This window comes from Leptothoe kymatousa TAU-MAC 1615 (assembly GCF_018739865.1).
Lineage (GTDB): Bacteria > Cyanobacteriota > Cyanobacteriia > Phormidesmidales > Phormidesmidaceae > Leptothoe > Leptothoe kymatousa.
Genome location: NZ_JADOER010000002.1, coordinates 94,720 through 119,866 on the forward strand (window position 1 = coordinate 94,720; position 25,147 = coordinate 119,866).

Annotated in this window: 17 protein-coding genes; 10 read left to right on the forward strand and 7 right to left on the reverse strand. The window is 46.8% G+C overall.

Annotated features, from left to right (window positions below; translation table 11 throughout):
* Nucleotides 1–28: 28 nt before the first annotated feature.
* The 4 genes from IXB28_RS00865 (at nucleotide 29) to smpB (ending at nucleotide 7,364) form a co-directional block, all read left to right on the forward strand.
* Nucleotides 29–3,013 carry a PKD domain-containing protein gene (locus tag IXB28_RS00865; RefSeq protein ID WP_215616652.1) on the forward strand — a complete coding sequence of 995 codons (2,985 nt, stop codon included), beginning with the start codon at nucleotides 29–31 and terminating at the stop codon, nucleotides 3,011–3,013.
* A 467-nt stretch (nucleotides 3,014–3,480) separates the two neighbouring features.
* Nucleotides 3,481–6,336, forward strand: coding sequence for a PKD domain-containing protein (locus tag IXB28_RS00870; protein ID WP_215616653.1), 2,856 nt, complete (start codon nucleotides 3,481–3,483; stop codon nucleotides 6,334–6,336).
* Between the two features lie 240 nt (nucleotides 6,337–6,576).
* A complete protein-coding gene (locus IXB28_RS00875) occupies nucleotides 6,577–6,843 on the forward strand; it encodes a YciI family protein (protein WP_215616654.1) in 267 nt (88 codons plus the stop codon).
* A 35-nt stretch (nucleotides 6,844–6,878) separates the two neighbouring features.
* Complete coding sequence (smpB, locus tag IXB28_RS00880; protein WP_215616655.1) at nucleotides 6,879–7,364, forward strand: SsrA-binding protein SmpB; 486 nt, start codon at nucleotides 6,879–6,881, stop codon at nucleotides 7,362–7,364.
* On the opposite strand, the gene IXB28_RS00885 is transcribed toward smpB, so the two are convergent.
* From IXB28_RS00885 to tig, 6 genes are all read right to left on the reverse strand, one after another.
* Nucleotides 7,361–8,896 carry a peptide ligase PGM1-related protein gene (locus IXB28_RS00885; protein ID WP_246559559.1) on the reverse strand — a complete coding sequence of 512 codons (1,536 nt, stop codon included), beginning with the start codon at nucleotides 8,894–8,896 and terminating at the stop codon, nucleotides 7,361–7,363. The two genes, smpB and IXB28_RS00885, sit on opposite strands and share 4 nt — an antisense overlap.
* A 209-nt stretch (nucleotides 8,897–9,105) precedes the next feature.
* The gene (locus tag IXB28_RS00890; RefSeq protein WP_215616656.1) at nucleotides 9,106–9,891 is read right to left on the reverse strand and encodes an RNA polymerase sigma factor SigF; all 786 of its coding nucleotides are present in this window, start codon (nucleotides 9,889–9,891) and stop codon (nucleotides 9,106–9,108) included.
* A gap of 580 nt (nucleotides 9,892–10,471) precedes the next feature.
* On the reverse strand, nucleotides 10,472–11,308 hold the full coding sequence (locus tag IXB28_RS00895; protein WP_215616657.1) for an alpha/beta fold hydrolase: 837 nt from the start codon (nucleotides 11,306–11,308) through the stop codon (nucleotides 10,472–10,474).
* Nucleotides 11,309–11,385: 77 nt separating this feature from the next.
* Complete coding sequence (clpX, locus tag IXB28_RS00900) at nucleotides 11,386–12,732, reverse strand: ATP-dependent protease ATP-binding subunit ClpX (RefSeq protein WP_215616658.1); 1,347 nt, start codon at nucleotides 12,730–12,732, stop codon at nucleotides 11,386–11,388.
* Nucleotides 12,733–12,744: 12 nt separating this feature from the next.
* Nucleotides 12,745–13,377 (reverse strand): ATP-dependent Clp endopeptidase proteolytic subunit ClpP, encoded by a 633-nt coding sequence (gene clpP, locus IXB28_RS00905; RefSeq protein WP_274609647.1) that lies wholly within the window; start codon nucleotides 13,375–13,377, stop codon nucleotides 12,745–12,747.
* Between the two features lie 351 nt (nucleotides 13,378–13,728).
* Complete coding sequence (gene tig / locus IXB28_RS00910) at nucleotides 13,729–15,108, reverse strand: trigger factor (RefSeq protein ID WP_215616659.1); 1,380 nt, start codon at nucleotides 15,106–15,108, stop codon at nucleotides 13,729–13,731.
* 897 nt (nucleotides 15,109–16,005) lie between these two features.
* On the opposite strand from tig, the gene IXB28_RS00915 reads away from it, so the two are divergent.
* From IXB28_RS00915 to IXB28_RS00935, 5 genes are all read left to right on the forward strand, one after another.
* Nucleotides 16,006–17,040 (forward strand): aspartate-semialdehyde dehydrogenase, encoded by a 1,035-nt coding sequence (locus tag IXB28_RS00915; protein WP_215616660.1) that lies wholly within the window; start codon nucleotides 16,006–16,008, stop codon nucleotides 17,038–17,040.
* Nucleotides 17,041–17,223: 183 nt separating this feature from the next.
* Nucleotides 17,224–18,123 (forward strand): 4-hydroxy-tetrahydrodipicolinate synthase, encoded by a 900-nt coding sequence (dapA, locus tag IXB28_RS00920; protein WP_215616661.1) that lies wholly within the window; start codon nucleotides 17,224–17,226, stop codon nucleotides 18,121–18,123.
* A 131-nt stretch (nucleotides 18,124–18,254) separates the two neighbouring features.
* Nucleotides 18,255–20,123 (forward strand): ribonuclease J, encoded by a 1,869-nt coding sequence (locus IXB28_RS00925; RefSeq protein WP_215616662.1) that lies wholly within the window; start codon nucleotides 18,255–18,257, stop codon nucleotides 20,121–20,123.
* Nucleotides 20,124–20,868: 745 nt separating this feature from the next.
* Complete coding sequence (locus tag IXB28_RS00930) at nucleotides 20,869–22,914, forward strand: Rne/Rng family ribonuclease (protein ID WP_215616663.1); 2,046 nt, start codon at nucleotides 20,869–20,871, stop codon at nucleotides 22,912–22,914.
* Between the two features lie 12 nt (nucleotides 22,915–22,926).
* A complete protein-coding gene (locus tag IXB28_RS00935) occupies nucleotides 22,927–23,511 on the forward strand; it encodes a ribonuclease HII (protein WP_215616664.1) in 585 nt (194 codons plus the stop codon).
* A 47-nt stretch (nucleotides 23,512–23,558) separates the two neighbouring features.
* On the opposite strand, the gene IXB28_RS00940 is transcribed toward IXB28_RS00935, so the two are convergent.
* Nucleotides 23,559–24,101: a DUF1997 domain-containing protein gene (locus tag IXB28_RS00940; RefSeq protein WP_215616665.1), complete on the reverse strand. Its 543-nt coding sequence runs from the start codon at nucleotides 24,099–24,101 to the stop codon at nucleotides 23,559–23,561.
* A 188-nt stretch (nucleotides 24,102–24,289) separates the two neighbouring features.
* Between IXB28_RS00940 and pheA the strand changes: the two genes are divergently transcribed.
* Nucleotides 24,290–25,135 carry a prephenate dehydratase gene (gene pheA / locus IXB28_RS00945; protein WP_215616666.1) on the forward strand — a complete coding sequence of 282 codons (846 nt, stop codon included), beginning with the start codon at nucleotides 24,290–24,292 and terminating at the stop codon, nucleotides 25,133–25,135.
* Nucleotides 25,136–25,147: the final 12 nt, after the last annotated feature.

Below are 25,147 nucleotides of genomic sequence, written 5' to 3' on the forward strand. Positions count from 1 at the left end.
TGTCAATCAGTATTAGGAGAACAAACCCATGGATAGGCGAGCTTTTTTAAGAAACTCCCTCCTAGGTGTTGCAGCAGGTTCTTTGGGTAAAAACGGTTTAATATCCATTGCCAGAGCTGCTGATGGTCAGATTACACCGCTAGGCCAGCGACCACGTGTTGTGGTTATTTCTGATATTAAAGCCGGCAGTGGAGACCCCGACGATCGGCAATCCATGGCCCATCTGATGATGTATGCCAATGAAGTCGATATTCGTGGCATTTGGCCCGACGATATGAGCAGTGGGGGAACCGCCACCCGCATTGCAATAGATAATTACGAGAAAGATTACAACAACTCTTCCTACAACTTTAAAAAATTAGACTATCCCACCCCAGCGCAAGTTCGTACAAAACTATTTACCAGCCATAACCAAGCCATTTCGGCCATCAAAACGGAAGCAGGGCGGGCAGATTCCCGTCCCATCTATATGCTGGTTTGGGGCGGTACCCATCGCGTTCCTCAAAGTTTGGAACGCCTGACCGCGCAAGAACGGAGTAAAATCCGTCTGATTTCCATTGGTACCTATCTGCTCGATAATGCCCTGGCTAGCGGAGACGGTCGCCGCTACAACTGGAATGCCTGGGGTGAGGCCCGCAACAACATCTGGAAACGGTTTCCAGATGTGTGGTGGCTGGAAATGGATTGGACCTGGATGGGGATGGTTTTCAACGAGAACCTACGGGTCTCGAACGAAGCCATTGTACTGAACGATCGACTCGCCAGAGATGCGGGCGCTTTAGGCGCTCATATCAAAGCAGTCTTTCCTAGATATTTTCGAGCTTTAGATACTAACTCATTGCTCTACGTACTGGACCCTGCCAATAATCTAAATGATCCCACCAAGGGGTCTTGGGCCGGACGGTATGTCAGACCCTTTTCAGAAAGACCCAATTACTACATTGGCATTGACGGTGGCCACAACTGGAACTATGGAAATCCTGCCAGTACATGGTCCAACGCCAGAAGCGTCTTTAATTCCCGCATTCGTACCACCATTTCTCAGCGAAATGCTTGGCATCAGGCATTTATTCAAAAGGTTCAGCAGCTCTATGGCCACGAGCCGATTAGCGATCGGCCTACCGTGACCGCAGGGGCAGATACCTCTATCCAACTGCCGGCAGATTCCATTACCCTGACCGGCTCTATCGGTAGCCTCGGATGTGCCGTTGCTACCTATCAATGGAGTCAGGTAAGTGGCCCCGCCAATGTGGCCTTAAATGGGGCTACATCGCCGCAACTGAGGGTGAATAATTTGACGGTGGCCGGTACCTATGTCTTTCGCCTAACGGTGACTGATGTTTGTGGAGCCCGGGCCACAGACGATGTCCAAGTGACCGTATTGCCGCCCAACAATGGCCCTGTCGCTAATGCTGGACCCGATCAAACCTTGAATGATAGTGATGGGGATGGTGAAGCCCGTGTCGTGCTGAACGGTACTGGCTCAGTGGATGGGACTGGCACTATCGTCTCCTATGTGTGGAAGGAAGGCAGTCGGGTCTTAGCAACGGCTGACACTGGTTCAGTGGCTATTGACTTGCCCGTGGGTGTGCACACCCTCACATTGACGGTCACTGACGATAAACGCATGACCGCTAGTGACAGTGTCAAAATTACGGTGAATGGTGAGTCGCCTTCTCCTAATGAGGATGACGGTGGTGGAGAGTCACCCCCCTCATCGAATACGGGGCTATATCGCGCCATTAATCTAAACGGTGCTGCTGTGACGGTGGATGGTGTTTCCTTTGAAGGGAAAAATGCCGGCAACTATTCCACGGTGGGACGTACCCATGTCAGTCGTACAGCGCCCCAATCGGTGGTGAATAATGGGCAACGCTCCATGCTTCAAAGCTTTATTTGGGGCAGACCTGTGAGTGTGACCATGACGAGTATTCCTACCGGTGTATATCAGGTTTATCTCTGGGTATTTGAAGATAACAACAGCGTTACCTATTCTGTAAAGCTAAATAGCAGAGTGGTGCTCATGAATCAGCGCTCTGGCAGTGCTGGGTCCTGGAAGCGCTTGGATTTGGGAACAACGACCATTACCAATGGTCGCTTGGCCGTACAGGGAGATCTCTCTAGGGACGCCCTGAATATGTGTGCGATCGAGGTGTGGCGTGAAGGGGGTAGTGCGCCTGCTAATCAGGGACCGACAGCAGATGCTGGTGCCAATCAAACCGTGACGGACAGTGATGGAGACGGCACTGAACGGGTAACGTTGAATGGCTCAAATTCTAGCGATCGCGACGGCCGCATTGCCTCCTATCGTTGGCAGGAAGGCAGTGCTACATTAGCTACCACCGCAACCGCTGCGGTTAACCTGTCAGTGGGGGTACATACACTGACCTTGACGGTTACCGATGATAATGGCAGTACCGATAATGACACAGTCACCATTACCGTAAACCAGAGGCCCGCTGCCCCAGAACCAGAGGAACCCCCATCTCCAGAACCAGAGGAACCCCCATCCCCAGAGGAACCTGAGCCCAATCAACCGTCGCCGCCTGAGGGCGATACCCCCCTGACTGGAACGCTGTATCGTGCCATTAACCTTAATGGGAGTGCCACCGTAGTAGATGGCGTTTCCTTTGAAGGCCAAAATGCGGCCAACTATTCCACAGTAGGTCGTACCCATGTCAGTCGTACGGTGCCCAAACCCGCTGTAGATAGGGCGAAACAGTCTATGCTACAGCGCTTTATCTGGAATCGTTCCGCAAGAGTGACGATGACCAGTATTCCCCGTGGTTCTTATCAAGTCTATCTGTGGGTGTTTGAAGATAACCACAGCGTTAACTTCTCAGTCAAAGTGAATGGTAGAACTGCGCTAGCCAATCAGCGCTCGGGTGTTGCGGGCAGTTGGAAGCGTCTAGATTTAGGCACGGCTAACATCAGCAATGGTCAGTTGGTAGTGCAAGGAGAGCTCTCTCGGGATGCCCTCAATATGTGTGCAATCGAAGTGTGGAGGGAGTAAAAAGACATTTCTGGGCTAAGAGAATCTAGAGTTCTAAAAGGGCAATACGCGCCATACTCATGCAGAGATAGCCTTAGATAAAGATTCTAAAATGCTACGGTTATGTGGGAGAAAATCTATCATGAGATGTCTCTTACTAACCGTAGCCCCTTGTTAGAATAGTCATTCTCTTTCCCTGTGAAAATACGCTGCATTAGGGGTTGTATAGGGCTAAAGAGTGTCAGAAAAAAAGAGAAGAATAAAGCAATTACTACGGAACCATGAGTTGCTAATGAAGAGTTGGGATTAGGCCCTGCGATTTGGCTTTTTTTCTACCTAAAATGCTTGTGGGCTCTACTCCAAATTCAATATTTCTTTGCTTTTAAACTAAATCTTAGGAGAATCAGCCCATGGATAGGCGAGCTTTTCTGAGAAACTCACTTTTGGGTTTTGCTGCAGGTTCCTTGGGAAGGGACGGTTTCCTTTCTATGGCAAGTGCCGCAAGTCAGGGCTCAACCCCACTGGGGCAACGCCCCCGAGTTGTTATTATTTCTGATATTAAAGTGGGGACCGGTGACCCCGATGACCGTCAATCGATGGCGCATCTGATGATGTATGCCAATGAAGTTGACATATGTGGAATTTGGCCTGACTCTCTTCAGAGCGGTTCTGATGCAACAAAAATTGTCTTTGATAAGTATGAAGCAGACTACAACAACCCGGACTATAACTTTCAAAAGTTAAATTACCCTACACCTGCTTATCTTCGTACCAAGTTATACACCAGCCATAGTGAGGCAATTGCGTCGATCAAAGAAGAAGCGGGGTTATCGGATCCTCGTCCTATCTATATGCTGATTTGGGGGGGGACCCAACGTGCACCTCAAAGTTTAGAGCAGATGACGGCGGCAGAGCGGAGTAAAATTCGTCTTATTTCCATTGGTACGCATCTGCGGGATAACAGTCTCTCTACTGGTGATGGTCGCCTTTATAACTGGAATGCTTGGGGAGAGTCCCGGAATGATATTTGGCGAAGATTTCCGGATGTTTGGTGGCTGGAAATGGACTGGTCTTGGAATGGAATGGCCTTTAATGAGAATTTGCGGACCGCGTCAGAAGCCATAGACCTGAATAACTTATTGGCGCGTGATGCCGGCGCGCTGGGGGCTCACATTCAAGAAGTCTTTCCGAGATATTTTCGAGCCCTGGATACTAATTCCCTACTGTATTTGCTCGATCCTGCCAATGATCTCGACGATCCAACTAAAGGGTCTTGGGCCGGACGATATGTCAGCCCATTTCCTGACAGACCAAATTACTACATTGGTATCGATGGTGGTTTTGAATGGGATTATGCAAATCCTGTTAATACTTGGAACAATGCTAAAAATGTGTTCTCAGCCCGGATTAGAACTTGTATAGATCAAAGGAATGCGTGGCATCAGGCGTATATTCAGAAGTTTAGGCAGCTTTATGGCCTTGACCCGATTGATGATCCTCCGACTGTAAGTGCAGGGGATGATGTCTCGATTAAGCTTTCGGCAGGTGCATTTACATTGACAGGTTCGGTTTCGCAGTTAACCTGTGCTATTGCCTCATACCAGTGGACGCAGGTGAGTGGCCCGTCCACCGTATCCTTAAACAACGCTACTACAGCGGAAGTGACGGTAGATAATGTGTTGGTGGCCGGTCTCTACGTTTTCCGACTAACCGTTACTGACGTGTGTGGAGCCCAGGCAACGGATGATGTTCAGGTTAATGTTTTACCAGCCAATGGAGGGCCAACCGCTGATGCTGGGCCAGATCAGACTGTTATTGACAGTGATGGTGATGGTGTTGCACGTATTGACCTGAATGCAACGGGGTCTACAGATGGTGATGGCACCATTGTCTCCTATGTATGGAAAGAAGGTGGTACTACGGTTGCGATCGCGGATTCTGCAATCATTTCTGTCAACTTGGATGTCGGTGTCCACACCATTACGTTGACAGTGACCGACGACAATGGAGCAACGTCCAGTGATAGCGTGACCATCACAGTCGAAGCCGGGACATCACCACCAGATGATGGCGGCGGGGATGATGGTGGTGGTGAGCCATCATCTGGGACGTTATATCGAGCGATTAACCTAAATGGAGATGCTGTTTCTGTAGATGGCGTGTCATTTGAAGGTAAAAATGCCTCGAACTATTCCACCCGTGGTTTCACTCAAGTGTCGACTACTGTTCCTACACCGGCTGTGGCTTCGAGCCAACAGGCGTTGCTTCAAAGCTTTATCTCGAGCCGGTTGAGTACAGTGACTTTAACCAGCGTTCCTGATGACGAGTACCAGGTTTATCTTTGGGTATTCGAAGATCGGAAGAAAAGTGTCACTTTTGCGGTGAACATGAATGGAACAGCTGGTCTGAGCAACCAAGTTTCTGCTAATACTGCTGGGGCCTGGCAACGTTTGAATTTGGGCCGAGTGGTTGTTAGTAATGGCGTGTTAGCTATTCAGGCAGATATGCCACGAGGCACCCTGAATATGTCTGCCATTGAAGTGTGGCGTATTGAGGATGCACTACCCCAGAACCAAATTCCTGTGGCTGATGCTGGCTCTAATCAGACAGTAACTGACAGTGACGGAGATGGCTTGGAGTCAGTTACCCTAAATGGTAGCGGCTCATCGGATAGCGATGGAAGCATCGTGTCCTATGAGTGGAAAGAAGGCAGTACTACGCTAGCGACGACGGCTACAGCTGCAGTAAATCTTACCGTTGGTGTCCATACCATTGCGTTGACGGTGACCGACGACAATGGAGCAACGTCCAGCGATAGCGTGACCATCACGGTCGAAGCCGGGACATCGCCACCGGATGATGGCGGCGGCGGTGACGACGGTGGCGGTGACCCATTGGCTGGGACGTTATATCGAGCTATTAACCTGAATGGTAATTCTGTCTCGGTAGATGGCGTGTCATTTGAAGGTAAGAATGCCGCCAACTATTCCACGGTAGGGCGTACCTTTGTCAGCCCCACGGTCCCTAGTCCAACGGTGGATGCCTCCACACGTTCGTTGCTCCAGAGCTTTATTTGGGGTAGACCGGTCAGCGTAACCATGACCAATATTCCCAACGGTTCTTTCAAGGTGTATTTGTGGGTGTTTGAGGATAACAATACGGTTACATTTTCCTTAAAGGTTAACGGTAGCGCTGTATTGACGAATCAACGCTCTGGCTCAGCCGGTACCTGGAAACGTCTGGATCTCGGCACCGTGACCATCAGTAACGGTCAGCTAGTGGTTCAAGGAGACCTGTCTCGGGATGCATTGAATATGTGTGCCCTTGAGGTGTGGCGAGGCTAGATGCCGGGCTTTGGGGGGAGAACTGGGATTACCCCCCCCCCTTACACTTCTAGATAATTAAAGTTCTCTTAACAAGGCAGGCTGGTGTATAAACTAGCTTGCCTTGTTTCGTTTTGTGCACACCATCATTAGACCGATGAAGAATCTCTGCAAGTTTGCTAAATGATAAATTAATCTCTCTAAGATGTATTTTGTAAGGCAGTTCCTTACGATTAGGACCGCTCTCTCAATCACTTTTCTATGGCGTGGTTTATAAAACTTGAGCGTGGCATTGTCGATAAGCCTACATTTGACCAGTTTGTTCCAGCCCATGTGGCCTATGTCAAAGAGCTGGTGGCGAAAGGTCATCAGGCCAAGACCGGGTATTGGAAGGAGCGGGGTGGGGGCATGCTGCTATTTCAAGCCTCGTCTTTGGATGAGGCGAAGGCGATTGTCCAGGCAGATCCGTTGATTCAAAATGGCTGCGTTAGCTACGAGCTCCATGAATGGTGCGTGGTGGTGGAATAGCTCGCTACAATAGCAAACCTAGGTAAAAGGTGCGTATGGCCAAAACAAATAAGAAATCCCAGCCCAGTGACGGTTTTAAGGTCATGGCCGATAATCGCCAGGCTCGGTTTACCTATGAAATTTTAGATAGCTATGAAGCTGGTATCGAGCTGAAAGGTACTGAGGTAAAGTCCATTAGGGCGGGCAAAGTTAATCTTCGGGATGGCTATGCCCAGGTGAAAAATGGCGAAGTATGGCTGCTCAATGTGCATATTTCCCCCCATAATATGACGAACCAGGTTTATAACCATGAGCCCCGTCGCCCTCGGCGATTACTGCTTCATAAGGCGGAAATTCGTAAACTCGTTGGTAAAGTTGAGGAAAAAGGACTGACCATTGTTCCTTTGAAGCTTTATTTAAAGAAAGGTCGTGTGAAGGTGAATATTGCCATTGGGCGGGGTAAAAAGCTCCACGATAAGCGAGATTCTCTTAAGAAAAAACAGGAAAAACGCGATATTGCGCGCATGATGAAAAATCGCTAGCGGGTTTCCTGGTCTAGGGCGCTGACTACGCGTTCATAAATTTGTTCGGCTTCTTCTGGGGTGTTACCAATGCAGGTAAGACCTAGTTTTCCGTATTCTGACAGGCATCCCATGAGATGAAAGGCAGCACCTGTTCCGGCAATGGAGTTGAAGTGTAACTGTTCCACCATAATGATGTCCATTAGATCGTTGGGGAGCAATCCTTTGTACTGTTCTTTTTGGAGGTTATCAGAGGCCCGGTAGTATTTTGCTTGGCCCTGGGGAGTATAAAAAAGTCCGTCGTCTATGTTGTAGTGACCATTGGTGAGGAGCTGCAACGCCATAAATGGATGGGTGGTGCCGCCTTTTCTTAAGTTGATTTCGATCGCGTTGAGTTCCCAGCTATGGGGGCTAGTTTTTACGGCAATAAAGTCTACGCTATAGCGCTCTAGGGCACCTTGTTTGGCTAAGGCCATGCCCACTTGCTGCCCCATGGTTTGCAGTTCTAACCTGTAGGCGGCATCTGCTGGGAACCGGCAGCCTAGGAAGATTTGACCATCGGGTCCGCCAAGAATTTGGTCATGGGTGGAGAGAATTTCTACTTCTCCAGACGGATTGATGTGACCTTGTACGCTAGGTGAGCGTTTGATGTCGCCTTCGATAAAGGATTCTGCGATCGCACCTAATTCATGAATTTTACGACTGAAGTGTGCCCACGTTTCATGGTCACACTGAAAATCCATCGTCTCGAATGCTTTGGCGATCGCCTTCCTACAGGACTCATCAGAATGTTCACTCGGGTTGATGAGTGCCAAATCGTCTAGTCTCAAAAGGGCATTTCCCTCACCCGAAAACCCCTCATTGAGCTTAATTACAATCCGTTCTAAAGATGGCTGCCGTTGCCAAAGCCGAGCCGTAGCTTGAGCTAAATCGTTGATATCGTGATGTAGTTGGCTGCCCTGAGGATGGGGTAGACCACAATCCGCAAAAATTTTTCGGCTGCCTGCCTTAGTGCCCAAATCCAGTAAATTTGGCGGTACCGCCATGAGTGGAATATTTAGCTTTAGGGCTAGCTGTTTTTCCCACACCGTGGAGTTGAAACACACCATGTAGGCTTCCGATGGCACCAAGCATTGACGAATTCGTTCGATTAATCGAGGCCGATTTAAAACCTTCTCAGTCAGAGGGCGTTGTGAGCCATCATAGGTTGCAAATAAACTCAGACGGTTTTGCGCATGGGAGCTAGGAATGCCTGGCAGTAATTCCAAATAGTAGTCCACAATACTCGGATGCAGTGGCTGCGATGTCACATAAATCAGAGCCGTATTGGGATTTCGTAAATGAAGCAACGAAAATAATAGTCTTTCTTCGTAGTGATGGACGCCTTTGATCTTGATTAATTCTTCTTGATCAAGACTTAGGGACGGGACCACTAAAATTTGTCTAGGCGCACGATCAAAGCAATTAATGGGTTGCCAGCGCGTTGCCAGTTCTGCCTGCAACGTACAAAATTGTGCCTCATTCAGTTGCCATTCAGTTGCTTCAGACGCCAAAACTAATCCCTCACCAACGCAACTGTCCAATGATTCTATTACATAAAATCTAGACGATGGCTGATGGACTTTGGGCAAAAATAACAATAGCGACGTGAGTATTCAGACTCACGTCGCTATTGTTGATCCAATTACTTCAGCTAAGGCTAAAACTATACAGAGCCCAATATCATGTGCACGATACTTAGCCGAGAAGACCCAATATCGGTTTAAGGATCGGTTTGAAGCGTTTGAGGGTGCAAATAAGTAATCATTTGGTCAACGCCCCGCTGGATCCGTCGAGTGACAGTCATCGGACTAACACCAATTCTTTCAGCTACCTCTTTACGGGATAGTCCCTTAAAGAAGACAAACTCAATAGCAGAGCGAGTTTTATCTTCTAGTTGACTTAGCGCTCGCTGTAGCTGCTGACGATCCTCTTCCAGCGCCTGTAGCAGTTGGTAATGCATGTCAGGTAGCGTGTCGCCTAACGTAATAGTGGAATCTGTCTGATGACAGACAGTAGCATCCAAACTCAGTGGCATCCGATTCTTGTTCGCCATCTTCACTTGGCGCCACTCCTTCACAGAAATTGAAAGTGCTTCGGCCATCTCATGGTCCGAAGGTTGACGCCCATACTGGCGCAGAAGGCTAGACTGCAATTTCTGACTAGCTTTTTGCAAATCTTGCCAACGACGGGGAATCTTAACAGTGGAGCCTCGGTCTCTCAGAAAATGAAGCATTTCGCCCCGAATGTAGGGGACCGCAAAGGAACTAAATGCACATCCTTGGCTAGGATCAAATCTTTCAATGGCGCGAATTAAGCCCAGGTATCCAATCTGCTCTAGATCTTCGTAGGGCTCTGCACATTGGTGACTAACCCGATGTGCAATTTTGCGGACTAAACCTGCATTTAAACGGACTAAATCATTACGTAATTTGATTGATGGCTTTTGCTTATATGCCATCAGCATTTCCATCCCGCGAGATCGAAGTGACGAGGTTTGAGTAGCCATAGTGTGCTGAATATCCTGTGACAGGGAGTTAAATCGTGATTTAAGTCCATTGTCGGGATGTTGACTTAAGCTCACCATCGTTGGATTACGGGACTCAGTCTATAAATTTTCTGAGAGAGTCCGTATATTCACTCTAGCTGTTGTAAACAACACTTTTGAGTCAATTCTTCAACTACTTGTGTGACCTTGCTTTGAGTATAGTTATTCCGTAGATTTTCTGAAAAAATATTACCTTTCAAAAAAATATTGGTCCTCCTTTCTTATAGATAAAAAATATTTTTTTGAAGAGTATATGGATTAACTAAAAGACCCTAACTGCAAGTTTTAAAGAACAAGAAAACTTATTTTTAAGGAAAAAGAAAAAACAAATTTATGATGAATAGGCTCAGTGGTAAAGTTATGATGTCTATTTTCTGTGACTTTAGAGTTCCCTATGAACGTTGGTATATAGAGTTTTTTTGATAAAAGAAATAGATGAGTATTTCTTTTATCAAAAAAATAGATGAGCACCAGACTTCTTAAAACGCTGTAGATAGCGGCATACTCTACAGCCAATCAGTATGTATGGGGCAAAGGTGCCTTATTTTAGAAGAAACTGGTTAATAACTGACTCATAGGTTGCAGTATCTTCCAGCATAGGAAAATGACCGGTGCCAGCGACTTCGTGGTACTCAATGCGGTTATTCAGTTCTGCGGCTTGGCGCCCTAAATCAGCCGGGGTTATTTTGTCGTACTGTCCCGATATTAAGAGCGTTGGTACGTCTACAGAGGCAAAAGCCTGGGGCATGCTTTCTGTGGCATGTTTACTGACTGACGCTTTTAAGGTTGCTATTGCTGTGTCTTTGTCGGCCTGTAGAAAGTCCCGTAAAAAAACTTTCTTATCCGCATAGGGAATAGGCTTTTTCAGAAAACGCGACATGAATAGTTGGGGCGCTAATGGAATCTTTTCTAGCCATGCAGGTCTAAATAGGACAACATAGCTGCCAAATCGTTGAAACGCCTCAAATGCGCGCTTGTCGTATTCAAATGTGCCATTACAGGTCAAAACGGCACGATGGACTCTACTGGAAAAACGCTCTAAAAAATAAAGTGCGACAGAAGCCCCCATGGAATGTGCGCAGATATACACACGTTCCAACTGGAGTTTATCTAGGAGCAACGCTAAGTCATCGGCAAAACTTTCGAGTTTGCCAGACTCAGACGTTATTGTCGTTGCGGCTTTAGAACGTCCAAACCCCCGTAGGTCGTACAACAAGCAGTTAAATTGATGCTTAAGTGAATTGGCTGTATTTTCCCAATAACGAGCGGAGCCCCCCCAGCCGTGTAAAAACACTAAAGTAGGACGTTGGTTGTCTGCCTCATCCGTGCAGATCCACTCATAATAGTGTTCGACTCCATTTAGGGACACATAAGACATAGGCGTTTATACATTGCTCAACGTCCTATCTAGCTTGCCATTGGAATCAACTAGGAATAAATAATCGTTGGTTTTACTTAAGCCGATTCTGGTTTCGGTAATGAGGAAGGATGTAGCAATAACTCTGCGGTTGATCGCTTTTCTACCATCTCGCGAGTGATCTGAAACCGCTTCATATCTTTCCTGGATGGTAACTCATACATAACGTCCAGCATGATTTCCTCAATGATGCTGCGCAACGCCCGTGCCCCAGTTTTGCGACGATACCCTTCCTGTGCGATCGCACGGATTGCATCTGGTTTGAATTCCAAGCTGACATTATCCATCAGCATGAGCTTCTGAAACTGCTTGACCAAAGCATTTTTCGGCTCCGTCAAAATAGCCATCAAAGCTTCTTCATCCAGCGGTTTCAGGACTGATATTGCTGGAATTCGCCCAATAAATTCAGGAATCATCCCAAACTTAACGATGTCATCGGCTTCCAATTCCTTCAAGACATCAGCTGTGCGCTTGTCACGATTAAATTGATTCTGAGTTTCCCCGGACCCTTGGACGAATCCCATTGACTTTTTGCCAATACGCTGATCAACAATTTTGTCTAAGCCAACAAAGGCACCACCACAAATAAACAAAATATTACTGGTATCAATCTGAATGCAATCTTGGTAAGGGTGCTTTCGTCCACCTTGGGGGGGCACATTGGCGACGGTTCCCTCTAGCATCTTTAGAAGCGCTTGCTGAACCCCTTCACCAGATACATCGCGGGTAATAGATGGGTTCTCACTTTTACGTGCAATCTTATCGATTTCATCGATATATATGATTCCACGCTGAGCTTCCTCAACATCAAGATCGGCCACTTGCAACAGTCGCAACAAAATATTTTCGACATCTTCCCCAACGTAGCCGGCTTCTGTGAGGGTGGTGGCGTCAGCGACAGCAAATGGGACGTCTAGAATTTTAGCTAAGGTCTGGGCAAGTAATGTTTTTCCTGACCCAGTAGGGCCAATCAGCAATATGTTCGACTTTTGTAGTTCTACGTGGTCATCCCCTGGATCTCCACCCGACTGCACATAGCTAAGCCGCTTATAGTGGTTATAAACGGCTACAGACAGTACCTTTTTTGCCTCATTCTGACCAATGACATGCTCATCCAAATAGGCCTTGATATCACGGGGCTTGGGTATCTGATTCAGTGATATGTGGGAAGGTGCTTTGCGTCCACGTTCAGGGGGCTGTTCTCGCCTGGGTGTAGGAGGCGTAACCGCAGAGCTTGAGTCAAACAGCTCCTCATCTAATATTTCGTTACATAGATCGACACATTCATCACAGATATAAACCCCTGGACCTGCGATTAGCTTGCGCACCTGCTCCTGCGACTTGCCGCAAAAGGAACATTTAAGATGGGAGTCATATTTAGACATATCAGCCCTAACCTAGTGCGTTGACATTAAATCAGCAGTGGCATCACGAGAAATGACAGTGTCAATCAATCCATATTCAGCGGCTTCAGCTGCTGACATGAAAAAGTCTCGTTCTGTATCTTCTGCAATCCTCTCCAAAGGCTGCCCAGTATGGTCAGCGAGTAACTCATTGAGTCTTTGCTTAAGGTAAAGGATTTCCCTAGCTTGAATCTCAATATCGACGGCTTGGCCTTGAGCTCCACCTAGAGGTTGGTGAATCATAATACGTGAACTTGGGAGAGCCATCCGCTTTCCTTTGGCACCGCCAGAGAGTAAAAACGCTCCCATGCTGGCGGCTAGACCGAAACAAATCGTCACAACATCTGGTCTGATTTGCTGCATCGTGTCATAGATGGCCATACCTGCCGTAATAGAACCTCCCGGAGAATTAATGTAAATCTGTACATCTTTCTCCGGATCTTCGGCATCTAAATAAAGGAGCTGCGCAACAATCGAGTCGGCTAAGGTGTCATCGACTCCACTACCTAGAAAAACAATGCGTTCCCTAAGTAAGCGTGAATAAATATCGAATGCCCGTTCCCCTCGACCAGATTGCTCAAGCACAACGGGAAGCATACTAGTGCTTTCCCCAGAGAGCATAGGCATACGGTGACCAGTTAAACCTGTTACCGATGTACTGTGATAGGGGTGAGACATTGATGAATACATAAATTATCAAGACTTTCCTATAGATTATGCCCTACGTATCTGCCGAGAGGTTTATAAAGGACAGTCCCCATACTCTAGCGAAAACCGACCAATTTCAACAGCGACAAGCAGAGGATTTTTATAATCCATATTTGCTTAAGGAAAAAAACGGGAATGCAATCCCTGACCTAAAGACTTGCCGCTGTTGCCATCTACCTTTTAGATTGCAAAGGATTTTGGGTGGTTAGCCTATCTATTTGGCCAGAAGTTATAACCCTGAATAAATAGGCTGCGTCGGTGGAGTAGGCGTTATTCGGCTTCTTCTTCTTTGGCATCGCCATTGTCTGGAGCTTCAGCTTCATCATCGCTAAGACTACCCTCTGGCACAAGCTCTACGGTGGCACTTTCAGCTAACCACCCTAATATCTTTTCCTTAAGCAGATCTTCATTTACAACTTGCTTCAAGCGATCTGGATCGATTTTAGTCGGATCATCGACCTCTGCCATCATTTCACCCATGCGAGCTGCGACAGCTTCGTCATCCACGCTGATGGACTCTTGCTTGGCGACTTCACCCAACGCTAATGTTCGGCGTAAACGGTCGGTGGCTTCTGGTTTTGCGTTTTCACGCATATTTTCGACCAATTCTTTAGTCAAAAACTTATTGATGTCGATACCCTGGTTAGACAGCTGCATGACTGTTTGGGTAACGATATGGTCTACTTCCCTGAGCAAGAGCGTTTTGGGGATTTCAACATCCAAGTAAGTGACCAGTTCATCTAACAGTGCTTTTTCCGTATTAGCCCGTGTCGCATCCTGTGCTTCTTTCTGGAAGCGCTCTTCCAACGATTTCTTGAGCTCATCTAAAGTTTCGAACTCACTGACTTCTTGTGCCAAGTCATCATCTAAGTCAGGTAGCTCACGCTCCTTTAGATCGTTGAGGGTAATACTGAAAATAGCGGGTTTTCCGGCTAATTCGTCTTGAGGATATTCCTCTGGAAACGTGACTTCTACATCCTTAGTTTGGCCTAGTTCCATGCCAACGATGCCTTCAACGAAGCCTGGAATAAAGCGGCCTTCCTTAATTTCAACTTGGAACTCTTTAGCGCTGCCCCCTTCAAATTCTTCAGGCTCTTTGCCTTCCTCGGCCACTTTGCCAACAAAGTCAACAATTGCGACATCGTTTTCTTGTGCTGCTCGATCTTCAATGGGGACTAAGCTGGCTAAATTTTGCTGATAGCCCTCCAGTGTTTCTGTAATGCGTGCAGCATCGTAAAGGATTTCTTCAGCTTTTACTGATAGTTCTTTGTATTGTTTCAGGCTAGCTTCAGGTGGCACATCGACCGAGGCTGAAATCGTTAAAACTTTACCGGGCTCAAATGTTTCAATCAGGTTTTCAAATTGTGATATGAGCTGATAGTTGCCAAGGGCGTCAATTTTTTCCTGGGCAATGGCTTTATCAATAGCTGTTTGGACTAGCTCCTCTAACGCTGCGGCTTTGAGTCTAGTGGCCCCTAGCTGCTGAATCAAAATTTGGCGAGGCACCTTCCCTTTTCGAAACCCAGGAATGTTTGCTGTTTTCATGTACTTGCGCAGCGTTTGCTCGTAAGTCTGTTTAGAGATGTCTCCGGGAACTTCAATTTCTAAACCGACCTGACTATCGGGCAATCTTTCCTGAGTAACTTTCATTTGGGATTTCTGTTCTAATTAGTTAGGTGCGCAAACAAAAAAGGTTCTTACCATACATTCGACCTTCTACTCCACTATGGATGGCCACATAGCATTTCTAGAAGCTTAGTTGAGTTTTGGTTAGGATGAACGCATGGTGCTGCTTTTGGTATGCAAATGAGTTGTGATGTGCAAGGAATATGAGGGAGAGTCTAGCGCACTAAATTCACTAAGCACGGCGAGCGCAATTAGCTATGTTACCTGATTATTCGTATATGGAACTGTAGAGTCATCAATATTCAGCGGGTTAATGGGGTAATGGAGCCTTCGTTTGCGCATTTTGATAATAGATGTGTGGCGATCATTTTTGCGGTCTTGGGACGGTGTAGTAATATAGTTAGATACCTTAAATCGTTGATTAACGTTTCTTCGGCTTTGGAGTTTGGTTAGAATTACTGACATTCCTACTTATTAAGGATTGTTTAGTTGATGTCTTCTTAACCATTGCTGCTTTTTGTGTCTCAGAAATTCGATGTTGATTTCAACTTGCTGGTCGTTCGATGGTTAAAAGGCACGTTGGGTCATACTGTTTCTGAATTTGCGTTGAGCTTTAAGTCTGGTTTTGCTGCAGAAAGTTTAATGTTTTGAACTGATCAAGAAATATTACGCGCATGATTATTTATGGCTACCAGCTTTGTTACATTGTGCTTTAGCTAAGCAGTTTATGGCTGGTTTTGTGTTGCGCTTTTTAATGGTCATTCAATTTTTTGCTAGCACTTTATTCGATTAAAGTATTTTTGCTCTTATTTAAGTTGTGGTCATGCTAGCCAGGGTTAGCAGTCTGTGTATTTAGTTTCAAGTTAGGTCGCGATAGATTTATGTTTATCCAATTTTTCGAAATGAGGGAGGTTAAAGCTTTTGCCTGAAACGTATCGTGTAGCAATTATGGGTGCTACAGGTGCCGTTGGTACCGAGTTGCTAGACCTGCTAGCGGAGCGTAATTTCCCGGTTGAGGAGCTTGTCTTGTTGGCGTCTCCGCGTTCCGTTGGTCGGGAGCTAACATTTAAGGGTCAGTCAATTAAAGTTCAAGATATTAATCAGATTGATTTTTCTGACATTGATTTAGTGTTAGCGTCTGCCGGTGGTTCGGTGTCTAAGGAATGGGCACCCAAGGCCGCTGCTGCAGGGGCAATAGTGGTCGATAATTCCAGCGCCTTCCGCATGGATCCTACTGTTCCATTGATTGTGCCAGAGGTGAATCCTGAGGCTGTTTTGGAGCATAAGGGGATTATTGCCAACCCTAATTGCACCACTATTTTAATGGGGGTCGCCCTGTGGCCTTTGCATCAATATCAACCTATTGAGCGAGTGGTTGTGTCCACGTATCAATCTGCCAGTGGTGCAGGTGCTCGTGCGATGGAAGAGGTGAAGCAGCAGGCTCAAGCGATTTTACGTGATGAGAAACCTGTAACTGAGGCGTTCCCTTATCCTTTGGCCTTCAATTTATTTCCGCACAATTCGCCACTTGACGATCGGGGCTACTGTCAGGAAGAAATGAAAATGGTGAATGAAACCCGAAAAATATTTGGGGTTTCTGATTTGCGATTAAGTGCTACCTGTGTTCGGGTTCCTGTTTTGCGGGCTCATTCGGAGGCAATTAATATCGAGTTTCAGCAGCCTTTAGCAGTGGCTAAGGCTCTAGAACTTTTACATGCAGCTCCTGGTATTAAAGTGGTTGAAGATTGGGATGCCAATTACTTTCCTATGCCTATGGAGGCTAGTGGGCAGGATGATGTCCTGGTGGGTAGGGTTCGTACGGATTTGTCCCACAAGTGCGGTTTAGAGCTTTGGCTCAGTGGTGACCAGATTCGCAAGGGGGCTGCCCTTAATGCTGTTCAGATTGCTGAGCTTCTGGTGAAAAAGCAACTTTTGAAGTCTAAGACTGTTGCTTGATCTGGATTATTTTAGTGACCGTTCTTAGCTCATTTTTTAAGAGAACGATTTTGAATACTTTTGGCTGACTGACTGCTTTGGTAAAAGTAGTTGCCTGTCTAAGTTAAATGTTTTGCTAGTTTCCGTATATTTCAGGATTGGTAGGAAGCAGCATGTTTTTTAATGTAGTGAGGATGATAAAACGTGACATATTTTGGGCGAGTTCTCACGGCTATGATCACTCCATTTGATCAATCTGGAGCCGTTGATTATGAGTCTGCTCGGCGTTTAGCGTCGCATTTGGTTAATAATGGTACAGATACTATTGTGGTATGTGGCACCACGGGTGAGTCGCCTACACTGACCTGGTCGGAAGAATATGAGCTTTTTCAAGTGGTAAAGGCGGCTATTGATGGTCGTGGCAAGCTTATTGCTGGAACCGGCTCCAACAGTACTCAGGAGGCAATCTCGGCTACTCAAAAAGCTTTTGAATTGGGGGTAGATGGCACACTTCAGGTGGTGCCGTATTATAATAAGCCGCCTCAATCGGGGTTAGAAGGGCATTTTCGTGCGATCGCAACGGCTGTCCCTGATATGCCAATTATGCTGTATAACGTTCCAGGGCGTACAGGACGTAACCTAGAGCCATCTACTGTCGCAAAGCTAGCTAAGGTTTCAAATATTATTGCCATTAAAGAAGCCAGTGGTGATCTTGATCAAGTCAGTGAAATTCGCCGCTTGACCTCTGCCGATTTTCATATCTATTCAGGTGACGACTCCCTAACGCTGCCCATGCTTTCGGTCGGGGCTGTCGGGGTCGTTAGTGTGGCGAGTCATTTAGTTGGTGATTTGCAGCAGCAAATGATCAACGCTTATGAATCAGGGCAAATAAGTCATGCTAGGGAACTCCATCTAAAACTTTTGCCTCTATGCAAAGCATTGTTTGCCACAACAAACCCAATTTTGATTAAGGCTGCATTACGTCTACAGGGGTGGTCAGTAGGCACATGCCGTCTGCCTCTAAGTGAACCTTCCACCGAGCTAGTCGAGCAGCTCAGAGTATTAATGAATGAACTCGAAATACTACCTGTACCAGTTGCCTAGGTAGTTGTTTTACTGGCTGTCCACAAAAAGGATCACCCCCTTATCCCGCATCGCACTTGGGCGTGTTTCACAGCCTTGAAGATTTCAGTTATCCAGATTCACACTTTTTTTGATCTTTCATAAAGGAACTTATGCGTCAGCGATCTAGAACCAGAACAACTGCAAAAAATAACGGTCAGAGTGATATTCCTAAGCCTCGGAGTAAAGCTGCTAAAAGTGCACCTAAAGTTGCTAGCAAAATTGATAAAAGTACCCTCAAAATAATTCCCCTAGGTGGTTTACACGAAATTGGCAAAAACACCTGTGTTTTTGAGATTAACGATGAAATTATTCTGGTAGATGCAGGCTTAGCATTTCCATCGGATGAAATGCACGGTGTAAACATCGTTTTGCCAGATGTTACCTACCTGCGTGAGAACCACCACAAAATCAAGGGCATGATCGTCACCCATGGTCATGAAGATCACATTGGTGGTATTGCCTTTCACCTGAAACAATTTGACATTCCTATTATCCATGGGCCTAGGCTGGCCATGGCTTTGCTGGCAGATAAGCTAGAGGAAGCGGGGGTGTCTGGTCGCACAGAGCTCAAAACAGTGCAACCACGAGATATCGTTCGGTTGGGACAGTCCTTTGAGGTGGAATATATCCGCAATACCCACTCGATGGCCGATAGTTTTACGGTCGCTATTCGCACGCCTGCCGGTGTGGTGATTCACACAGGCGACTTCAAAATTGACCATACGCCAGTGGATGGTGAGTTTTTTGATTTCGCCCGTTTGGCCTCCTATGGTGAGGAGGGAGTGCTGTGTTTGGTCAGTGATTCTACAAATGCTGAAGTCCCCGGACATACTCCATCCGAACGTTCCGTATTTCCCAATTTAGATCGAGCATTTGGCCAAGCAAAAGGTCGCCTGATGGTCACTACGTTTGCTTCTTCAGTGCATCGCGTCAATATGCTGCTGGAGTTAGCTCAAAAACATCAACGTTCCGTCTTCGTTGTGGGCCGTTCCATGTTGAATGTGATTGCCCATGCGCGCAGTCTTGGGTATATCAAATGTCCGGATGATCTATTCAAACCGTTAAATACTCTGAATAGTTGCCCTGATGACCGAGCAATGATTTTAACCACAGGTTCTCAAGGTGAACCTATGGCGGCCCTTACACGCATTTCTAATGGCTCCCATCGTCAAATCAAGGTGCGTGCTGGAGATACTATTATCTTTTCAGCCAATCCGATTCCTGGTAATACGATTGCGGTCGTGAACACAATCGATAGATTGATGGCTCAAGGGGCCCATGTTATTTACGGTAAGCGCCAAGGATTACATGTTTCTGGGCACGGTGCTCAAGAAGATCAAAAGCTGATGCTGGCGTTAACGCGTCCCAAATACTTTCTTCCTGTCCATGGCGAGCATCGGATGTTAGTTAAGCATGCGGCAACGGCTCAAAGTATGGGCATTCCTGAAGATAATATGGTTGTAATTCAAAACGGTGACATTGTCGCCGTTGATGACAATCAAGGAATTCGCATTGCTGGTAAAGTATCCTCGGGCATAGAACTCGTTGATTCCTCCCGCAATGGCATTGTAGGCCGTACAGTCTTAAAGGAGCGCCAGCAACTAGCTGAAGATGGCATCATAACCATCTCTGCCACAGTAGATCTCAACGGTAAATTGCTAGCTCCTCCGGCCGTTCATTTAAGGGGCGTAGTCACCAAGCTATCTCAAGCAGATTGGGAAGAGAAAGCTCATAAGGTGGTTGCCTCTGGGCTGCGTAGTCGCTGGCGCGAAGTCGTGGATACCGCAGATGATCAGACCAACGTTCGGTGGGATGGTTTGCGCTCTCGTCTAGAAGAAGAGGTTCGCTATTTTATCCGCAGAGAATTACCCAAACGCTATCCGCTGCTCGTATTTTTATTGCAATCTGTTGATGCAGTTGACGCAGAGCCAGCCAGTAAGCCAGCTAATCCAGTGAAGAAAAAGGTTGTCACTGTGTAGCGTATTGGTGAATTTTAGCTAGGGCCAGCTTGTCTGCTGTGAAAAAAAATAGTGTCTACTCTGACAGCTGGCCTCGGCTAAATACTAAGGACATTCTGGTGTTTATTACCCAATGTCCACAATGTCCGTTGAGTTTAGACTCAAAGGCTGCATCAGTGATACTTTAATTTGACCAAAAAATTGAATACGCATTTTCTAAGCGTGTGTTGAAATCTTTGGCCCTCAGCCGTGTCTGTGGGAGCTAAACTTCCAAGCTTTTGAGGTTTAATCTGTGTCGGTCTTTCAGGTTACTTCCTTAGAAAATAAAATAAAAGAATTAAAACTCTGGTCATATGGACAAGCTCAAGCTATAATCCATTGCAACTGAAGCTGCCGTAGGATAACTACAGAGTTTGTTAACTGCAGCTCAACCAACGGCGAGTACTGACCTATTCCGCTTCTGTCAGAGCACGTGCTGCGATTGCAAAGTATTGGCGACGCTTACGGTCTGTCTTGAGGCCTCGGTACTCTTAATCGAATTTATCTAAACGTCACTTCTAGCTGCTCAGCAGCGAAGTTTTTGGATTCCTGCGGTTTTCTCTGTACCCTGCCCGTTACCTTAGCGGAGTCTGGTCACCTTGGTTTTGAGGGGCCACAAGTTTAGGTCTGGGCAGCTGTTTTGGATTTAAAAGGATTAATCGTTGAGCTTGTGTGTATCAGCCCCCGTAACAGTTGGGTTGGTGACGCGGGTTTTTGAGGAAATTGGATGCCTAAGCAGATCATTATTGCGGAGCAGCATCGAACTGCCGCCGTATTTTCAGAAGATCAGATTCAAGAGTTGATTGTGGCTACCGGTAGTCACCAAGTTGGCGATATTTACGTGGGTACGGTCGAAAACGTCCTATCCGGAATTGATGCCGCCTTTATCAATATCGGCGACAGTGAGCGTAATGGCTTTATGCATGTGTCCGATTTAGGACCCTTAAAGCTCAAGCGTGCCCCAGGCCCGATTACTGAACTGGTTGCACCCAAGCAAAAAGTGCTAGTGCAAATCATGAAAGAGCCGACAGGGAATAAAGGCCCCAGGCTCACGGGCAAAATTACTTTGCCGGGCCGATATCTGGTGCTTATGCCCTACGGTCGGGGCGTGAATTTGTCCCGGAGAATTCGTAATGAAGCCGAGCGTCATCGGCTGCGTGCTTTAGGTATTTTGACCAAGCCACCGGGAATGGGGCTGTTAGTGCGTACTGAAGCTGAAAGTGTTTCTGAAGAAGCAATTATTGAAGATTTAGAAGCATTGCAAAAGCGTTGGGAAATGGTTCAGCAAGAGGCGATGGCGACTCGCCCACCGGCATTGCTGAATCGTGATGACGACTTTATTCAGCGCGTTCTTCGTGATGTTTACAATGCCGATGTGAATCGCATTGTTACTGACTCTGATATCGGTATGCAGCGGGTGAAACAACACCTGTCGAGTTGGAGTGATGGTCGTTTGCCATCGGGTGTTTTGGTCGATCATCATCGCTCTGAGTCGCCTCCAATTTTAGAGTATTTCAGAGTTAATGCGGCTATTCGAGAGGCATTGAAGCCTAGGGTAGATCTGCCTTCTGGCGGTTATATCATTATTGAGCCTACCGAGGCTTTGACGGTAATTGATGTTAACTCAGGCTCATTTACTCGTTCTGCAACGGCACGGGAGACAGTGCTGTGGACGAATTGTGAGGCTGCCGTTGAAATTGCTCGCCAGCTACGGCTGAGGAATGTTGCGGGTGTGATTGTGGTTGACTTCATTGATATGGAGTCTCGCCGTGATCAGATGCAGGTTTTAGAGAACTTTGGTAAGGCGTTGCAGGCGGATAAGGCGCGTCCTCAGATTTCGCAGCTGTCTGAGCTAGGGCTCATAGAGTTAACTCGCAAGCGTCAAGGTCAAAATATTTATGAGCTATTTGGTCGTCCTTGTGCGGCTTGTGGTGGCCTAGGCCATTTGGTTCAATTGCCGGGTGAAGCACCGGTGGAAGTGCAGCAGTCGGCTGTGGCTAATCGCGTTATCCCCATGCCTACGCCTAGGGCCCTACGCCATCAAGAGCGTACAGAAAGTCTAGAGCCGGATCAAAATCTGAAGACGCTTGACCTAATGAATCATCCTGATTATCAGGACAAGACAAATGGTCGTGGCAGTCGCCGTCGCCGTCGTCGTGGTGATTCTCCGCCGCCGAGTAGTAGTACTCGGGGAGGCCGGTCAGCGGCTGCTCCACCTAAGCTAGTGAGTAATGGTGGCAGCAGCAGCAATGTTAGTCCTATTGTGAGTTCTGCTGCTCCTGGTTTGGGCTCAGAACCTGTTCGTGATGAAGGCTTGGCTGATAGTCCAGGACGTGGAAAGCGTTCTCGTGGCCGTGGCCGCAAGCCAGAAATTCCTCCTAAGGTGGTGACTGTTGCATTAACGCCGGATGAGCAGCGTATCTATGCTGAAATGGGCGTCTCACCGCTTGTTTTGAGTCAAGCAGATTTGAAAGAAACTAAGAACGTTGTGGTTTCCGTCGTTTTGCCAGGGGAAGAACCACCAGCGGTCGATGAGATTTCAGATGTGAAAGCTGCTAATGCCTCCCCTGAAGATGCTTCAGGCTCCGACATGAATATTGAGGTTAAGGAGACTGCTGAGGTCGAATTTGCCTCTCAGGTCACGCCTATTACCTCGGTTGATGAGGATGAGGGGGCAGAGCCGCAAGGTACCGATGATGAGGATGCTGTGCCAGCACCGAACACTCGCCGCCGCCGCCGCCGCCGTTCTTCTGCTACGACAGTGCGCGGTTAAGCGGCCTTGTGCATGACGTTGACTGCTGGTGTTGATGAGGTTGGGCGCGGTGCGTTATTTGGTCCTGTAGTTGCTGCGGCTGTCATTATTCAGCCTGATAAAGAGCGGTGGTTACAGGATCAAGGTGTGGCTGATAGTAAAGCACTCACACCTAGGAAGCGCGAAAAGTTGGTTCCGATTATTCACGCATCGGTGATTGATGCTCAAGTTGCATGGGTGTCGGTCTTTGAGATTGATCGGATCAATATTTTGCAGGCTTCTTTGCGGGCAATGGCAAAGGCTATTGCCCGTCTGTCGCCCTGTCCTGATAAATGTTTGGTTGACGGTAATCAGTTAATTCCTGGTTTAGGTATTGCGCAGGAGACGGTGGTGAAAGGGGATCAGCATGTGCTTGCGATCGCGGCCGCTAGTATTATCGCTAAAGTATGGCGAGATCAACTGATCATCCGACTGTCCCATCGATATCCGGGATATGATCTTGCCTCAAATAAAGGATACGGTAGCCCTAAACATTTAGCCGGACTGCGAACTTTAGGCCCCACCAGGTATCATCGCCGTTCATTTAAGAGTTGCCAGCCGCTCTCTTTAATAAAGTAATATAAGGACACTAAATTACATGTATCGATAACTTAAAGCCTAAGTATTTAGTGCACTTTTGAAGCCGCTAAAATGCCGTTTGCCCATCCCTTATATTCGTGGACTAAACGATGTTGTAAACGATATTTAATCGTGCTCAAAATACCGCTCACAATTGTATTCCCGCTGGATTCAAGGAGTGGTCTGGGTGTTAATCGAAATGCTGATGGCAGATTAATATCAATGCTTAATTCTGCATTACCTGAAACGCCAGAGTTATCTGAACGAGCTGCTAACCAACCCTGCAGCTGAAATGAGAATCTGCGATTGAGAGAAGATTGATGTCGTAAACGACATGAATCCGAATAAATAATAATTTCATCAGATTCATTGGGATAAATCTCAACGTCAGCCACTGGTTCTAGGGTGAGCATCAAAAACTTAATGGGACGCATACTGAACTCAAACTTTTGATTCCCAATGGCCTTAATTTGACTCGGATCGGCCAGGGAATAAACCAAGCGGTCAGTATTTTTTAGATACTGATGTATGGGAATCGGAGCAGGAGCAATATCAATTTCTACAGATTGCGACGCATGCAAATGAACCATTCACTCAATTTCACCCCAAGGTCGCATCATGTCCCAGTCCTTTACCCATAAAATACCCGTATACCGAGTTATTTTCAGCCATTATAGAGCTTAGCTTTTATCACTGGATTGTGCGATGGCTAAAACCCATTAAGCTAACTCTAACACCTTTATTTCTATGGTTACTGGTAGCCTTTATATATTGCTAAATGATTTCTATTGCCCACTTAGGACCTTCTGGTAGCTACTCAGAATTCGCAGCTACCAACTATGCTCAATGGCTTCAGAGATATCAGGCTCAAACTTCTCAACTGAAGCCATACAATACTATTTCTAAAGCTATTCAGGCAGCCGCAACAGGTGAATCAGATATTGCTGTAGTACCTATTGAAAATTCGATTGGCGGTAGTGTCCCAGACACCTTGGATATGCTGTGGGAGTTAGATAGTCTCAAAATTCAAAATAATCTAGTTATTCCAATCCACCATGCCTTGCTATCTCGGGCAGATTGCTTAGATGCCATTACAACGGTGTACTCCCATCCCCAAGCCCTCAGTCAATGCCAGAAGTGGTTGTCCAGCAATTTACCTGATGCCACGCAGATAGCGACTAGTTCCACTACAGAAGCGCTGCCACGCGTCTCAAATGATGCAACATTCGCTGCAATTTCTCCTTTGTGGGCGGCTAAGCTCTACGATTTACCAACGCTCGCCGACCCGATTAACGATAATCCTGATAATTCCACACGGTTTTGGGTTCTGAGTCAACAATTAAGCCACTGCGGTAGTCACACCTCTATTGCGTTTCAACTACCCGACAATACTCCGGGTGCGCTATTAAAGCCTTTACAGCTATTCGCAACTCAAGGCATTAATATGAGTCGCATTGAATCACGCCCGACAAAGCTTGCCCTTGGCGACTATCGTTTTTTTATTGATATTGAAGCCAGCTTGGATAATACCAATACCCAAGCCGCACTGCAGCTTCTAAAAAATTGTACAAAAAGCCTGAAAGTCTTTGGCACCTACGAACAAATACCCACTCAAGTTCCTTAAGCAGCGTTCTGC

What these genes read in the sequence shown, in the direction of transcription:
- IXB28_RS00865 (WP_215616652.1), top strand. Translation starts at nt 29, where the DNA reads ATGGATAGGCGAGCTTTTTTAAGAAACTCCCTCCTAGGTGTTGCAGCA.
- IXB28_RS00870 (WP_215616653.1), top strand. Translation starts at nt 3,481, where the DNA reads ATGGCAAGTGCCGCAAGTCAGGGCTCAACCCCACTGGGGCAACGCCCC.
- IXB28_RS00875 (WP_215616654.1), top strand. Translation starts at nt 6,577, where the DNA reads ATGGCGTGGTTTATAAAACTTGAGCGTGGCATTGTCGATAAGCCTACA.
- smpB (WP_215616655.1), top strand. Translation starts at nt 6,879, where the DNA reads ATGGCCAAAACAAATAAGAAATCCCAGCCCAGTGACGGTTTTAAGGTC.
- IXB28_RS00890 (WP_215616656.1), bottom strand. Translation starts at nt 9,891, where the DNA reads ATGGCTACTCAAACCTCGTCACTTCGATCTCGCGGGATGGAAATGCTG.
- IXB28_RS00895 (WP_215616657.1), bottom strand. Translation starts at nt 11,308, where the DNA reads ATGTCTTATGTGTCCCTAAATGGAGTCGAACACTATTATGAGTGGATC.
- clpX (WP_215616658.1), bottom strand. Translation starts at nt 12,732, where the DNA reads ATGTCTAAATATGACTCCCATCTTAAATGTTCCTTTTGCGGCAAGTCG.
- clpP (WP_274609647.1), bottom strand. Translation starts at nt 13,377, where the DNA reads ATGCCTATGCTCTCTGGGGAAAGCACTAGTATGCTTCCCGTTGTGCTT.
- tig (WP_215616659.1), bottom strand. Translation starts at nt 15,108, where the DNA reads ATGAAAGTTACTCAGGAAAGATTGCCCGATAGTCAGGTCGGTTTAGAA.
- IXB28_RS00925 (WP_215616662.1), top strand. Translation starts at nt 18,255, where the DNA reads ATGCGTCAGCGATCTAGAACCAGAACAACTGCAAAAAATAACGGTCAG.
- IXB28_RS00930 (WP_215616663.1), top strand. Translation starts at nt 20,869, where the DNA reads ATGCCTAAGCAGATCATTATTGCGGAGCAGCATCGAACTGCCGCCGTA.
- IXB28_RS00935 (WP_215616664.1), top strand. Translation starts at nt 22,927, where the DNA reads ATGACGTTGACTGCTGGTGTTGATGAGGTTGGGCGCGGTGCGTTATTT.
- IXB28_RS00940 (WP_215616665.1), bottom strand. Translation starts at nt 24,101, where the DNA reads ATGGTTCATTTGCATGCGTCGCAATCTGTAGAAATTGATATTGCTCCT.
- pheA (WP_215616666.1), top strand. Translation starts at nt 24,290, where the DNA reads ATGATTTCTATTGCCCACTTAGGACCTTCTGGTAGCTACTCAGAATTC.